The organism is Methylobacterium sp. P1-11 (genome assembly GCF_008329595.1).
GTDB lineage: Bacteria > Pseudomonadota > Alphaproteobacteria > Rhizobiales > Beijerinckiaceae > Methylobacterium.
In genome coordinates, this window is the sequence record NZ_NPKS01000040.1 from 1 (window position 1) to 13,902 (window position 13,902).

Genomic DNA, 13,902 nt, shown 5'->3' on the forward strand with positions numbered 1-13,902 from the left:
TCTGATCGCGCTCGGCACCGACAACGAACCGTCCCATGCCATCCTCCGGTCGTGCAGAGGAAAGCTACCACCTTCGGGGTTTTGACACAGCCAGGGTCGAGAGCGGGCACGGCGGCGACGTCTGCTTTTTCGCATTGCCGCCTGAAGGCGGACTGGCAGAACTCCACCCCAAGCGGTCCTACGGCTTCCGACCCCACCCTGTCGAAAAGCTCGACCCGCCTCGGCCTCGAAAGCAGACACGAGCACGCCGCAGGTCAATGCCGACCTGCGGCCGCCAAGCAGCGGTCAGGCGATGACTGATCGATAAGAGCGCAACTCCTCGACAATGGAGACCCGTGACGGGCGCCAACCGAGTTCGCTCTTGGCCTTCTCCCCCGAGACGACCTGATCGCACGCGATCGCATCGGCGAAGGGGCCGAGCGTCGAACGGGCGTCCTCAATGGGCCAAGCCGCCACGCGGCCATCGGCTCCGGCCGCCTCGCTCGCCGCACGGGCGATCTCGACCAACGGCGTCGGCGCACCGTGGACGCCGTTGTAGATCGAACCCGCTTGCGCCCGTTCGAGCGCGACGGCGTAGAGGTCAGCGAGGTCGTCGGCGTGTACCGTCGTCCAGCGGTTCAGCCCATTGCCGACATGGCGCGCCACGCCGTGCTCCCCGGCTTCGCCGTACATCATCATCGCGGTGCCGCCGCGGTCGCCATAAACCCAGCCCGGCCGGATCACGATAGGATGGACGCCTTCGGTGACCCCGGCGAGGATCTCCGCTTCGAGGGCTTCGCGAAAGCGCACGAGGTCGATGGCTTTCACCGGGTTGTTCTCGGTCGCAGGTCGGTCGCCAGTCGACCCGTAGACCAGACAGCCGCTCGTATAAATGAACCGCTTGGACGTCCCCCGAAAGGCAGCGATGATCGCGCGCGTTGCGGCTTCGTCGCAGGCCGCGGTATTCCGGTCGCCGGGTGAGGCAGCGTGGACGACGGCGTCTACCCTGCGGGTCGCCTCCGCTAGGTCGCCTCCATGGGAGAGATCGCCGCGAGCGACCGAGAAACCCGCGTCCGCCAGTTTGATCGCGCTGGCCTGCGAGCGGGCGAGACCTACGACCTCATGCCCGCCGACCTTGAGACGGCGGGCCACGGCCCCGCCGATCAACCCCGTCGCACCCGTCACCAAGACCCGCATGATCACCACCGTTCGGACTTCACCGCTTGTTTCAAGCGGATCGGTGGATCGGGGGGAAATTGCACATTCTGATATCGCGCTATCGCCCCCGCCGATGACCTCAGACCGAAGCTGCGACCTCGGCGATGATGCCGCGCAGCCAGACGGTCGCCGCGTGGCTGTCCGAGCGGCGATGCCACATCAACGCGAGGGGCCAGTCGGGGAGGACGATCGGCGGCTCGTGGATGGAGATTCCAATCCCCGCATGGGCGAACCGCCGGGCGACGCGTCGGGCGATCGTCGCGATCAGATCGGTCTCCGCGATGACGAAAGGCGCGACCAGAAACTGTGGCAGGCTTAGCACCACGCGGCGTTCGAGCCCTAGGGCCGCGAGCCTGTGGTCGACCAATCCGGATCGATCGCCTTCGGGGGAGACCAAGAGGTGTGGTGCGGCCGCGAATGCCGCGATGTCGGCCCCTGGCGCAAAAGCTGGGTGCCCCGGCCGGGCAGTGCAGGCGAAGCCTTCCCGGAGCAGGGGGCGCGTGAGAATGCGTGCCGATACGTCGGGCGGCACGCCTACTGCGAGGTTTGCCTCGCCGCCGTCGAGAAGGTCGATCGCTTCATCCCGTCCGAAGATTCCGCGCACGCGCAGGTCGATGCCGGGCGCCTCCTCGCCAAGACGCGCCAGGAGCGGGGGGAGCAGTACGAACGCAGCATAGTCGCTCATCGCGATCGTGAAGGTTCGGTCAGCGGTGGAGGGGTCGAAAGGGTCGGCTCGCAAGGCACCGCGCACGAGGCCGAGCGCATCGGCGATAGGTCCGGCCAAGTCGTCGGCACGGACGGTCGGCTGCATGCCCGTGGGCGTCCGCACGAAGAGTTCGTCAGCGAGCAGTTCGCGCAGACGGGAGAGGGCGCCGCTCACTGCGGACTGGCTGAGCCCGACGCGCAGGCCGGCCCGCGTCACGTTGCGCTCGGCGTAAAGGGCGTCGAAGACCTTCAGCAAATTGAGGTCGAAGCTGCTGATATCCATGGCGTTGACGGTAGGCCGTTCGCATTGCGTCCGCTTACCAGCTTTTCGGCCCGAAAGCCGACCGTCGCGAAACCACCCATCTGAGAAGTCTTGAGGGCTGTAGGTGCCGACGGCACATGGCCGAAAGCCGCCGGTCTGCTTCGCGGAAGAAGCGCCGGAAAAGCGGACAGCCTCCTAACGACCCACGTCAGCCGCTTGGACCGCCTTTGGCGCTTCTCCAAAGCGGCCGTTGATCAGTCGTTAAGAGCTGCTGAGTGGTGAAGGGGTCATCGATGTCGCTCATATTAAACCCGCGCCGCAGAAGCGCTTGAACCTCGAATATGCTCGCCGACACCGGAGTAAAGATTAGCTGGCGCAGGCTCAAAACGGTCCGCTACTCCTAATAGGTCCTGCGCGCCTTGATTGATCGGATAGGGCATCACAGGAGTGGAAGTTTCTCGGCTGCTGCATTCCCACGGCGTTGAGACCGAGGCTCGTCAGCGGTCGATTCGCGTCGGCTCTCCCTCGATCGCCTTCCCGAGCCTCTCCAGTTCCAGCGCGTAGCAAAACAAGAATAACAGAAGCCGGAACAGTCCCGCGATCTCTTCAAAGTCGATCGCCTAAGCTGCTGCCGCCTGCGCCATCCCGAGTGATCCGCGAACGGGAAGCAAATCTTGAGTCGGGGATGTCCGGTTTGATCAAGCAGCACGTCTGGAAACGGTCACGATGGGGCGCCGGCGCATAGGGGCCCCGGCCGCAAGGTCGGAACATGGACCGCTTTATCCCTACGTTGTGCGCTCTGGCATTTGTCGCCGCACTCGAAGTGCCCGCCCAAGGGCAGCCAGCCGCTCCCGCGGCGGTTCCGGTCGGGACGGTCAACGCCCAGCGCAAAGCTATCGATCAGACACTCGACTTCGTCGGCCGCGTGGAAGCGGTCGGCCGCGTCGAGATCCGCGCGCGCGTGACCGGCTTCCTGGACGCCGTCCTGTTCAAGGAAGGTGAGCTGATCAAGGAGGGTGCGCCGCTCTATCGGATTGAGCCCGATCTTTTCGAAGCGGGGCTCAAGCAAGCCGAGGGCGCGCTGGAGCGTACCAAGGCCGCGTACACCTTGGCGGCCATACAGTTGCAGCGGGCGCAGGAGCTACTCGACCGAAATTCCGGAACGGTCGTCGCCCGCGACCAGGCCCGCGCCGCCCTCGACCAGGCTAAGGGCGCCGTCACGGGCGACGAGGCGGACCTCCAGACCGCGCGGATCAATCTCGGATACACGCAGATCACGGCACCCATCGCGGGCCGGATCGGCCGGACCAGCGTGACCAAAGGCAACGTGGTCGGGCCCGACAGCGGCGTCCTGACGACCATCGTCAGCCAGGACCCGATCTACGTCACCTTCCCGGTGAGCCAGCGCGAGTTCCTGCGTTACCAGCAAGGCGAGGGCGTTCCTGACCGCAGCAAGGTCGAGGTCAGGATCCGGTTCCAGGACGGATCAGAGTACGACCAAGTCGGCCGGGTTAACTTCGTCAACATCAGCGTCGACCGCGCGACCGACACGGTCGTGGTGCGCGCCACCATGCCGAATTCGGCGGGCGCGCTGCGGGACGGTCAGCTGGTCCGGGTCGCCCTTCAGGTGGGCAAGCCTGAGCAGAAGGTCTTGGTGCCGCAAGCGGCACTCATCGCCGACCAGGGCGGCGTCTACGTCTTCGTCGTCGAGGACGGGCGAGCCGTGACCCGTCGCGTCAAGCCGGGGCCTGGCGGTACCGGGCCGGATGCCGTCATCGACGAGGGACTGTCCGGCGGTGAGTTGGTCATCGTCGACGGCCTGCAGCGGGTGCGGCCCGGGATCCTGGTCCAGGCGAGCCCGATCCGTCAGTCGGCGAGCAGGATGTAGGGCCATGCTGTCCGCGATCTTCGTCGACCGGCCACGCCTAGCGGTGGTCATTGCCATCGTCACGTCGATTGCTGGCGCACTGGCGCTGCTCACCATCCCGGTGGCGCAGTATCCAGACATCGTCCCGCCGCAGGTCTCGGTGACGACGACCTATCCTGGCGCCGCCGCCGCGGTGGTGGAATCCACGGTCGCACAGCCCATCGAGTCGCAGGTCGTGGGCGTCGACAAGATGATCTACATGAAGAGCGTCAGCGGCAACGACGGCAGCTACACGCTCACGGGCTCGTTCGAGCTCGGCACCGATCCGGACATCAACGCCGTCAACGTCAACAATCGGGTCCAGATCGCCCTGGCCAAGCTGCCCGAGGACGTCCGTAAGCAGGGAGTCACGGTCAAGAAGAAGTCTTCCGCCCTGCTCGGCGTGCTGGCGGTCTACTCGCCCAAGGCGACGCAGGACCCGCTGTTCATCTCGAACTACGTGACGATCAACCTGCTCGACCGCATCAAGAGCACGCCCGGCGTCGGCGACGCGACGCTGTGGGGCCCGCAGGATTACGCGATGCGGGCCTGGGTGCGGACCGACCAGCTCACCGGCCTCAACCTGACCACCGGCGACGTGATCGGGGCGATCCAGGCCCAGAACGTCCAGGCGCCCGTGGGGCGGATCGGCGCCCGGCCCATCTCCGAAGAGCAGCAGCTCCAGCTCAGCATCCAGACGCAGGGACGCCTGACCTCGGCCGACCAATTCCGGAACATCGTCCTGCGCACGAACCCGGATGGGTCCGTGCTTCGCCTCGGCGATGTCGCCCGCATCGAGCTCGGCGCGGCCAATCTCGACCGCGAGACGCGGCTGAACGGCAGCCCGGCCACCGTCATCGCGATCTACCAGTCGCCCGGCGCGAACGCCCTATCGACCCTGAAGGAGGTCGAGAGGCGGGTCGGGGAGCTGGCGAAGGCCTTTCCCGAGGGCCTCGCCTGGAAGGTGACCTACGATCCGACCGCCTTCATCACCGAAACCGTCCACGAGGTCCAGAAGACCCTGGTCGAGGCCTTCGTGCTCGTCGTCATCGTGGTGTTCCTGTTCCTCGGCAGCCTGCGCGCGACGCTCATCCCGACGCTGGCCGTGCCCGTCAGCCTGATCGGCACCTTCATCGTGCTCAAGGCGGTCGGCTACTCGGCGAACTCCGTCTCGCTGCTCGCGCTGGTGCTGGCCATCGGGATCGTGGTCGACGACGCCATCGTGGTCGTCGAGAACGTCGAGCGCGTGATGGAGGAGTATCCGGAGCTATCGCCCCGGGAGGCCACCAAGCGGGCGATGGCCGAGATCACGGCTCCGATCATCGCGATCACGCTGGTGCTGCTCTCGGTCTTCGTGCCGGTCGCCTTCGTGCCGGGCATCTCGGGCGAGCTCTTCCGCCAGTTCGCGGTCGCGGTCGCGGTCTCGATGTTCATCTCGGCCATCAACGCGCTGACCCTATCACCGGCCTTGTGCGGCGTGCTGCTGCGCCCTCATCACGGTCCGCGTCGGGGCATCATGGGCTTCGTGATGCGCTCCATCGACCGAGTCCGCGACGGCTACGGTGCCGCCGTGGCCCGCATCGTGCGCCTCTCGATCCTCGGCCTCGTGCTGACCGCGGCGGCCGCCTACGGCACCTTTGAGCTCGCCCGGATGACGCCCACGGGCTTCCTGCCCGAGGACGACCAGGGCGCGTTCTTCGTCGTGGTGCAGCTGCCGGAGGGCGCATCGGTCGGGCGGACCTCCGAGGTGGTGGGCCGCGCCGAGGAGATCCTGCGGCAGGAGCACGCGGTCGCCGACACCACGTCGGTGATCGGCCTCAACTTCATCGACAACTACTCCCAGGGCAACGCCGCCTTCCTGGTCGTGACCCTCAAGCCGTTCGAGGAGCGCAAGGGGGCCGCGGATGGGGCCACCGCCCTGATCGCGCGTCTCGGACAGCGGTTCCGGGAGGTGCCCGGCGGGACCGTCGTGCCCCTCGCGCCACCACCCATCATCGGTCTCGGGACCGGCGGCGGCTTCAGCTACGTCCTGCAGGATCTGCGTGGCGGCGATCCGAAGGAACTTGCCCAGGTCCTGCGCGGTCTGGTCGTGGCGGCCAACGAGGAGCCGAAGCTCAACCGCGTGTTCAGCACCTTCTCGGCGACGAACCCGTCGGTGTTCCTCGATATCGACCGGGACAAGGTGCAGGTTCTCGGCGTGTCCCTGAGCGGCGTCTTCCAGGCGCTGCAGGCTTCGCTCGGCGGCTACTACGTCAACGACATCAATCTGTTCGGCCGCACCTGGCAGGTGCAGGTCCAGTCGGAGGCCACCGACCGCGCCAAGATCGACGACATCTACCGGATCAACGTGCGCAACAAGGACGGCGAGATGGTGCCGCTGCGCTCGCTCGCGGAGGTCCGGATCGTGGTCGGGCCGCCCGCGCTGATCCGCTACAACAATCTTCGCGCCGTCACGATCCAGGGCTCGCCCGCGCCGGGCGTCTCGTCCGGTCAGGCGCTCGCCGCGATGGACGGCGTCGCCGTCCGCACGCTGCCGGCGGGCTTCGGCGGCGAGTGGACCGACACGGCATTCCAGGAGAAGCGGGCGGAAGGCAAGACCGCCATCATCCTGGGCTTCGCCGTCCTGTTCGCGTTCCTGTTCCTAGTCGCGCTCTACGAGAGCTGGACCATCCCCGTCCCGGTGCTGCTGTCGGTCACGGTCGGGATCGTCGGGGCCTACGCGGCCATGGTGTGGGGTGGGCTCACCCTCGATCTCTACGCGCAGATCGGCATGATCGTGCTCATCGGACTCGCGGCCAAGAACGGCATCCTGATCGTCGAGTTCGCCAAGGAGCAACGGGAGAAGGGCATTCCCCTCCAAGAGGCTGCCACCGAGGGGGCGCGGCTGCGCTTCCGCCCGGTGATGATGACCTCCTTCGCCTTCATCCTCGGGTTGCTTCCCCTCGTGATCGCGACCGGCGCGTCGCAGCTCGCCCGGCGCAACGTCGGGACGCCGGTCTTCGGCGGCATGATCGCCGCGTCCTTCATCGGCATCTTCGTGATCCCACCCCTCTACGTGACGTTCCAGGGCCTGCGGGAGCGGGCTTGGCGGCTCCTCCGGGGCAAGGGGGCGAAACAGCCGGCGGCACCGCCGGCTGCCGGCGCGAGCGGCGCCCCGAAGCACTCGCCGGCCGAGTGAAGCGGCCACTGCGATGAGGAAGGAGCACGACGATGCACGATTCCGAGCAGGTCGAGCTAAACGCCAAGCCGGACGAGGACCCGCGCGACGCGGAGGGCGCCGAGAAGCTCAAGCGGAAGGAATATGAGCGGGAGCTGCACAAGCTTCAGGTGCAGCTCTGCCAATTACAGGACTGGGTCAAGCGCACCGGTGCTCGCATCATCGTCGTGTTCGAGGGACGGGACGCCGCCGGCAAGGGCGGCACGATCAAGGCTCTCACCGAGCGGGTCAGCCCGCGCGTGTTCCGTGTCGTGGCGCTGCCGGCACCGTCGGACCGGCAGAAGACCCAGATGTTCATGCAACGCTACATCGAGCATTTCCCGGCGGCCGGCGAGATCGTGATCTTCGACCGCTCTTGGTACAACCGCGCCGGCGTCGAGCGCGTCATGGGCTTCTGCAGTGATGAGGAGTACCGCCGGTTCCTCGATCTCTGCCCGCGGATTGAGCGCTTCATCGTCGATGGCGGCACGCAGCTCATCAAGTTCTGGCTGGAGGTCGGGAAGCAGGAGCAGAAGCGGCGCTTCCTGGCGCGGATCGAGGATCCTCTCCGACAGTGGAAGCTGAGCCCCATGGACGTGGAATCCTACGGGCGTTGGTACGAGTTCTCGAAGGCGCGCGACGCGATGCTGGCAGCGACCGACACGGACGACGCGCCCTGGCACGTCGTCCGCTCGGACGACAAGCGGCGGGCCCGCCTCAACTGCATCGCCCATCTCCTTCGCCTCGTCCCCTACAAGGAGCGGAAGCGCCAGACGGTGACCTTGCCGAAGCGCAGCAAGGACGGGGCGTACGATGACGCGCTTCGGGACAGGCGCTTCGTCCCGGAACGGTACTGAATTCGGGCTCGTACCCGCGGGATGGCGGGGCAGCGACATGGGAGCGGGCGATGCCGAGGCATCTACGGCACTGGGTCTGGATCGCCTCCGCCGTCACGCTCGTCGGCACGGCGGCTGCGCAGGAAGCCCGCTCTCCCGTCACGGACGCGGCGGCCTCACGCATGCAGATCAACGCCGCCTCGCTCGTCCCGACGCTCCGCGGGCGCTGGCTCTACGCGGATCACCGCCTCGTCGTGGGCCGTGTGCAGGATGTCCGGGTGTCGACGGACGGCCATACGCTGATTGCGGTCGTGGCCCGTCGGCGCTGGCTCGGAGGCGGGGAGATCGGCGTCCCGGTCCCGCACCTGCGTCAGGTCGACAATGGCCTGACCGTTGACGGTACACGCCAGACGATCCGGGCGATGCCGGCGCTATGAGTACGGAGGCCGAGCGCAAATTCGACCGTGTTTCTCAGCTCATGCCTCTCCGCCTGTACTGCGAACCGGTAGCCGGTCCCTACGCTGGTGGTCAGGCCGGATCGAGCGGCGGAGGCCCACGATGTTGGCTCAACTGGCGGTCGGTGCGGGTGCCAGCATCTGCTGCATCACGGTCCATTCGCTCATGATGGCCGTGGTCCTCAGGGTAGCCCGTTCACACACCCGTATTCGCGGGTATAGCAGCGTTTCCCTCTCCTGGGTCATGTCGTCTGTGGTGTGCGTGTTGATGGCAGCGCACACCCTGGAAGTCATGATCTGGGCTCTATTGTACAAATTGGTAGGCGTCGCGCCGGCCGGATCTGATCTCCTGTACTTCGCCTTCGTGAACTACACGACGCTCGGCTATGGCGACATCATGCCGGTCGCTCGTTGGCGTCTCCTTGGTCCTGCCGCCGCCATGAACGGCATCCTGCTGTTCGGCTGGTCGACGGCCGTCATCTTCGAGGCCCTTCGGCGTACCCTCATCCGCATGGACGGGATCGCGCACTGACGGCATCGGAGGTGGCGCGCCGGTCCGCATGACTGGCGGGACCTTCGCACGTGTCCGCTCCGAACCCGGAGGACCACACATGAAGGGTGTAGCATCGACGACGCGGGCCCCCTGGAAAGTCGCGCCGGCCACATTTCGCTTCGACCTCGTGGCAGGGCTCACGGCCGCGGCCGTCGTCCTGCCCAAGGCCATGGCCTACGCCACGGTGGCCGGGCTGCCGGTGGCCGTCGGCCTCTACACCGCCCTCGTTCCCTCGATCATCTACGGCCTTCTGGGCTCATCGCGTGTGCTGAGCGTCAGCTCGACGACGACGCTGGCCATCCTAACCGGAGCCGAGCTCGGCAGCGTGGTGCCCGATGGCAATCCGGCGACGCTTCTCGTCGCGACGGCAACGCTGACCGCCCTTGTCGGTGCGCTGCTATTGACGGCACGCCTGCTGAAGCTCGGCTTCGTCGCCAGCTTCATCTCCGTGCCGGTCCTGACGGGGTTCAAGGCTGGGATCGGCCTCGTGATCCTGCTGGATCAGGCGCCCAAGCTTCTCGGGCTCCACATCGCCAAGCAATCGTTCTTCGCCGATGTGGTAAGCCTCGTTCGACACCTCCCCGAGACTTCCCTGCCGACCCTGACCGTTGCAGGTGCGACGCTGGCCGTGCTCGTCGGCATGGAGCGTCTCAAGCCCCACTCGCCGGCCCCGCTGGTCACGGTCGCGGCTGCCATCGCAGCGTCGTGGCTGTTGAGCCTGAACACGTGGGGCGTCTCGACGGTCGGGACGATCCCCCAGGGTCTTCCGTCCCTGACCCTGCCCGATCCAACGCTCGTCCAGGCGCTGGTGCCGGGTGCGATAGGCATCGCCCTGATGAGCTTCACGGAGAGCATCGCGGCCGGGCGGGCGTTCGCGGCCCCGGAAGATCCGCCCATCGATGCCAATCGCGAACTGGTCGCCACGGGTGCGGCAAACCTAGGGGGAGCGTTGCTCGGGTCCATGCCGGCTGGCGGCGGCACATCGCAGACCGGCGTCGTGCGATCCGCCGGAGGTCGAACGCAGGTAGCCTCTCTCGTGACGGCCGCGGCTGCCCTTGCCACGATGTTGCTCCTGGCTCCTGTGCTGGGCCTCCTCCCGCAGGCGACCCTCGCGGCCTTGGTCATCGTCTACTCCGTGGGCCTCATCCAGCCGGCAGAGTTCCGGGCCATCTACACGGTACGGCGGATGGAGTTCCGCTGGGCGGTCGTGGCGGCCGTCGGCGTTCTGGTGTTCGGGACGCTCCAGGGCATCGTCGTTGCCATCGTCCTCTCGCTCCTCGGCCTTGCCCTTCAGACCGCCCATCCCCGGGTCTCTGTCATCGCCCGCAAACGCGGCGCCGATGTCCTGCGTCCCCTCACCTCCGAACATCCGGACGACGAGACGTTCGGAGGCCTCCTGATCCTCCGGCCCGAGGGGCGGCTTTACTTCGCCAACGCGCAAAACGTGGCAGACCGGATCCGCACCCTCACGGCCGAGCACAAGCCACGCGTCGTCGTTCTCGATTTCAGTCGCGTGCCCGACATCGAGTATTCGGCGCTGCAGATGCTCCAGGAAGCGGCACGGCGGTCAAGCGTCACGTTTTGGCTGGTGGACCTCAACCCGGGCGTGCTCGACGTGGTGCGGCGTGCAGGCTTGGATCAGGAACTCGGACCCGACCGGCTGCTGTTCGACACGCGCACGGCAATCGAGCGCTTTAAATCCTCCCGCGCATCGACTGGTCGTGACTAAAGCCATTTCCGTCTGATCTCGACGATTTCTGATTGCGCGAGTCGATTGTTTCTATTCTAATCGGAAACGCAGAATTGAGTAGCGGAGGTGTTAATGTCCTCTTCTGCTGCGTTGCGCATGCGCCTGCCTCGAACCCTATCGATGGCAGCCACAAACCCTTACGCCCCTGAGAAGCCGCCCGCAGTCGGCTTGGCCCGTCCCGGCGTCGCGCGGGCCGTGTACACCGCCCTCGTCGATCTCGGTGCCGATCCGGACCAACTCGCCTCCGAGCTGGGTCTCGAAGCCGGGCTCTTCGACCGCGGGGCTCGCGTCCCGTACGCCTCGCTGGGCAGATTGATCGCCCACGGGGCTGACCGCACGGGCTGCCCGCATCTCGGGATACTCGTCGGGCGGCGCTCGACGCTGGCCTCGCTTGGACCGCTCGGCCTGCTGATGCGCCACTCGGATACGGTCGGCGACGCCCTGCGAGCCCTCGAAGCGCATGCCGGCACGCAGAACTGGGGCGCGGTGGTCGGCTTGGCCATCGGCAGCGACGTCGCCGTCCTGAGCTACTGCCCCTATGGGCCGGACGCCGAAGGCGCACCGCTCCAATCGGAAAGGGCGCTCGCCACGACGACCGCCATCATTCGGATCCTGGCCGGCTCCGGTTCGGCCCTGCTGGAGGTTCTGCTGCCGCGCTCGATGCCGCGCGACCCGGCACCCTACCGCGACGTCTTCCGCGCGCCCGTGCGGTTCGACCAGGAAGTGGCCGCCCTGGTGTTTCCCGCGCGACTTCTCGCCCAACGCATCGAGGGCGCGGATCCGGCCGTCCGCCGGAGGGCGGAAGATCGCATCCGTACCCTCGAAGCCGGGCAGACCTCCAATCTCACGGACGACCTCCGGCAGTACCTCCGGGCACAGGTGACACGGCAGCGCTGCAAGGCGGAGCAGGTGGCGCGCCTGAGGCTGGTCAGCCTGCGCACCTTGAGCCGTCACCTGAAGTCGGAGGGAACGACGTTCAAGCGGCTCGCCAACGAGGCGCAGTGCCAAGTGGCGAAGCGGCTCCTGGCCGACACCCGCATGACCATGGCGGAGGTCTCGGCGATCCTGGACTTCTCCGAGCCCGCCGCCTTCAGTCACGCTTTCCGACGCTGGTCGGGCATGACGCCGAGCGCTTGGCGGCGCGAGCACCAACCGGAGACAAGCCTCGGTCAGCTGCAAGCCTAGGTTCGCTGATTCTGACCAGACACGGCGTCTGTTCCCAGTGTACTGATGGAGGAAGCCGCGATGAGACCCGCGCATTTCGCAATTACAGCGGCTCTCGGGCTAAGCCTTGCCGCATCGGCCGGAGTGTCGAAGTCGCAGGCGGCGGGCGACGGTCTTTCTGCCTATCAAGGCGCTTGGGTGTTGGAGGGGCGCGACTGTGCGGACGTCTATACATCCTCAGGAAAAGTGGCCTCGTTCAAGAAGCCGGTCGATATCTTCGCACCGGCCTTCCTCATCTCTGGCAAACGCCTGAGAACTCCGATGGCGACGTGCAGCATCAAGTCAGTTCGACCGACCGGCGACCGTCACCTTCTTGTCCTCGATTGTACCAACGCCGTGGCGGGCCAGGAGGTGAAGGTTTACATGGCACCTCAGCCGAACGGGGTTCTCAGACGCTATTACGATGTCCAAGACCCCGCAGGGACAGGTTACCGGCGTTGCTCGCAGTGACACGCGGAACGGGGGCACCGCAGCGTCACATGGTGCCCGACATTGATGATGATTATGCTTCCGAGCCTCAGGGTCACACGCGGCGTGTGTCCCAGTTGAGGAAGAAGCCAACGTCGCCCGGCATGCCGTCGGGCCAATCGACGATCATTGCCCGCAGTCCGTAGCCGGCAGGCTGAAGCCGGTCCTGCCAGAACTCATAGGCCTGACGGGCTCGTCCGGTCAGGGTCTCCGGCCAATCCGTCTCCGAGTTGTTGATGGCCCGGCCGCCGTCGCTGCACATCATGTTCGGAAAACGCATCACCAGGAGCTCGTTCTTGCCCTGGTCCGCCGCGATCCGGAGCTTGTGCAGGAGCGACTTCGTGATCTCCTGCATCTTCTCCGGCGTGAGCTCGATGGGCTTCGACAGGGTCTTGATCAGCTCGACCTGTGCCTTGCGGGCACGGTCATCGGCTTGTAGGTCCCTCTCGGCCTTGGCGGCCTTCAACTTGGCCGTGTAGGCGCCGAGCTCGATGGCGGACATGAAGGTCTCATCGCCGAGTTCGGTCGGGGGTTTCGTCCTCAGCGCTTCCATGGTGGGCTCCCATCGTTCACAGAGCTGGCTCTCGCCACGTTTGGCCCGGCACACCGCGCGTGGCGCTCGGTGATGGGCTTCCGCCTGTTGGAATGACCCAGGCGATGGCGCCGGGCCCCGCATCAGTCGTTCAGCGCCGAATGTATCGGGCGGATTGGCCGCCTCGCCCGGGACGAAGCCAGCCAATGGGCCCAATGGGCCAAGCCTGGCCGGACGGAGTGAACGTCACCGTACGAGGCTACCACTCAGTATGGGGTGCAGCCCCCGATGTTCGCGTCGTAGTAGTGATAGGGCCCACAGCCGCCATAGGTCCTGGCACCGTAGGCGGCAGCCGCACCGACCCCCAAGGCGGCCGCGCCGTAGGCATACGGACGGTACCCGTAGCGCCCGTACCCACCGCGATAGCCATAGCGCCCGTACCCGCCTCGGTAGCCGCCGGCGACGGCGCCTCGGTGTCCGTGAAAGCCTCCGCGATAGCCACCCACGCGGCCACCGTGGAAGCCACCGCCATGGAAGCCACCGCCACGGAAGCCGCCACCGCGGAAACCACCGCCCCCGAAGCCGCGCGCTTCTGCAGTCACACCGCTGACCATCAGGGCAAGCACGGACGCAATGATAAGTCGCTTCATGACGGAGGCCTCCTGCTTGTTGACACCGTTTTGTGGCGGCCTGCGCTCAACTCGTTCTTTGGCCGGATCCACATCAGAATCGCATCAACAGGGGTAGCGACCAATCAGAAGGACTGCTTGATCAGACAGGCCATGGGGCGGAGCGAATTCTGAGTACCGAGAGACCGC

At 66.5% G+C, this 13,902-nt stretch carries 13 protein-coding genes; 9 read left to right on the forward strand and 4 right to left on the reverse strand.

Translation table 11 applies throughout. The annotated features are described in order from the left end of the window. Nucleotides 1–285: 285 nt before the first annotated feature. Both CIW48_RS28310 and CIW48_RS28315 read right to left on the reverse strand, forming a co-directional pair. Nucleotides 286–1,176: an NAD-dependent epimerase/dehydratase family protein gene (locus CIW48_RS28310; RefSeq protein WP_149313758.1), complete on the reverse strand. Its 891-nt coding sequence runs from the start codon at nucleotides 1,174–1,176 to the stop codon at nucleotides 286–288. A gap of 100 nt (nucleotides 1,177–1,276) precedes the next feature. Next, nucleotides 1,277–2,185, reverse strand: coding sequence for a LysR family transcriptional regulator (locus CIW48_RS28315; RefSeq protein ID WP_149313759.1), 909 nt, complete (start codon nucleotides 2,183–2,185; stop codon nucleotides 1,277–1,279). Between the two features lie 748 nt (nucleotides 2,186–2,933). Here CIW48_RS28315 and CIW48_RS28320 point away from each other — a divergent pair. From CIW48_RS28320 to CIW48_RS28355, 8 genes are all read left to right on the forward strand, one after another. Beyond that, nucleotides 2,934–4,052 (forward strand): efflux RND transporter periplasmic adaptor subunit, encoded by a 1,119-nt coding sequence (locus CIW48_RS28320; protein ID WP_149313760.1) that lies wholly within the window; start codon nucleotides 2,934–2,936, stop codon nucleotides 4,050–4,052. A gap of 4 nt (nucleotides 4,053–4,056) precedes the next feature. Further along, nucleotides 4,057–7,248 carry a multidrug efflux RND transporter permease subunit gene (locus CIW48_RS28325; protein ID WP_149313761.1) on the forward strand — a complete coding sequence of 1,064 codons (3,192 nt, stop codon included), beginning with the start codon at nucleotides 4,057–4,059 and terminating at the stop codon, nucleotides 7,246–7,248. A 32-nt stretch (nucleotides 7,249–7,280) separates the two neighbouring features. After that, entirely contained in the window at nucleotides 7,281–8,123 is an 843-nt protein-coding gene (gene ppk2, locus CIW48_RS28330; protein WP_149313762.1) for a polyphosphate kinase 2, read from the forward strand. Between the two features lie 50 nt (nucleotides 8,124–8,173). After that, entirely contained in the window at nucleotides 8,174–8,539 is a 366-nt protein-coding gene (locus CIW48_RS28335; RefSeq protein ID WP_149313763.1) for a PRC-barrel domain containing protein, read from the forward strand. A 121-nt stretch (nucleotides 8,540–8,660) separates the two neighbouring features. Further along, nucleotides 8,661–9,089 carry a potassium channel family protein gene (locus tag CIW48_RS28340; RefSeq protein ID WP_149313764.1) on the forward strand — a complete coding sequence of 143 codons (429 nt, stop codon included), beginning with the start codon at nucleotides 8,661–8,663 and terminating at the stop codon, nucleotides 9,087–9,089. Nucleotides 9,090–9,168: 79 nt separating this feature from the next. Continuing rightward, a complete protein-coding gene (locus CIW48_RS28345; RefSeq protein WP_149313765.1) occupies nucleotides 9,169–10,839 on the forward strand; it encodes a SulP family inorganic anion transporter in 1,671 nt (556 codons plus the stop codon). A 141-nt stretch (nucleotides 10,840–10,980) separates the two neighbouring features. Next, a complete protein-coding gene (locus CIW48_RS28350) occupies nucleotides 10,981–12,045 on the forward strand; it encodes an AraC family transcriptional regulator (RefSeq protein WP_149313766.1) in 1,065 nt (354 codons plus the stop codon). Nucleotides 12,046–12,105: 60 nt separating this feature from the next. Next, nucleotides 12,106–12,534, forward strand: a complete 429-nt coding sequence (locus tag CIW48_RS28355; protein WP_149313767.1) for a hypothetical protein — start codon at nucleotides 12,106–12,108, stop codon at nucleotides 12,532–12,534. Between the two features lie 73 nt (nucleotides 12,535–12,607). On the opposite strand, the gene CIW48_RS28360 is transcribed toward CIW48_RS28355, so the two are convergent. After that, complete coding sequence (locus CIW48_RS28360) at nucleotides 12,608–13,105, reverse strand: hypothetical protein (RefSeq protein WP_149313768.1); 498 nt, start codon at nucleotides 13,103–13,105, stop codon at nucleotides 12,608–12,610. Between the two features lie 245 nt (nucleotides 13,106–13,350). Continuing rightward, nucleotides 13,351–13,734: a hypothetical protein gene (locus CIW48_RS34305; RefSeq protein ID WP_149313769.1), complete on the reverse strand. Its 384-nt coding sequence runs from the start codon at nucleotides 13,732–13,734 to the stop codon at nucleotides 13,351–13,353. Here CIW48_RS34305 and CIW48_RS33560 point away from each other — a divergent pair. Continuing rightward, entirely contained in the window at nucleotides 13,615–13,887 is a 273-nt protein-coding gene (locus CIW48_RS33560) for a hypothetical protein (RefSeq protein ID WP_173009427.1), read from the forward strand. The two genes, CIW48_RS34305 and CIW48_RS33560, sit on opposite strands and share 120 nt — an antisense overlap. The last annotated feature ends 15 nt before the right edge of the window (nucleotides 13,888–13,902 follow it).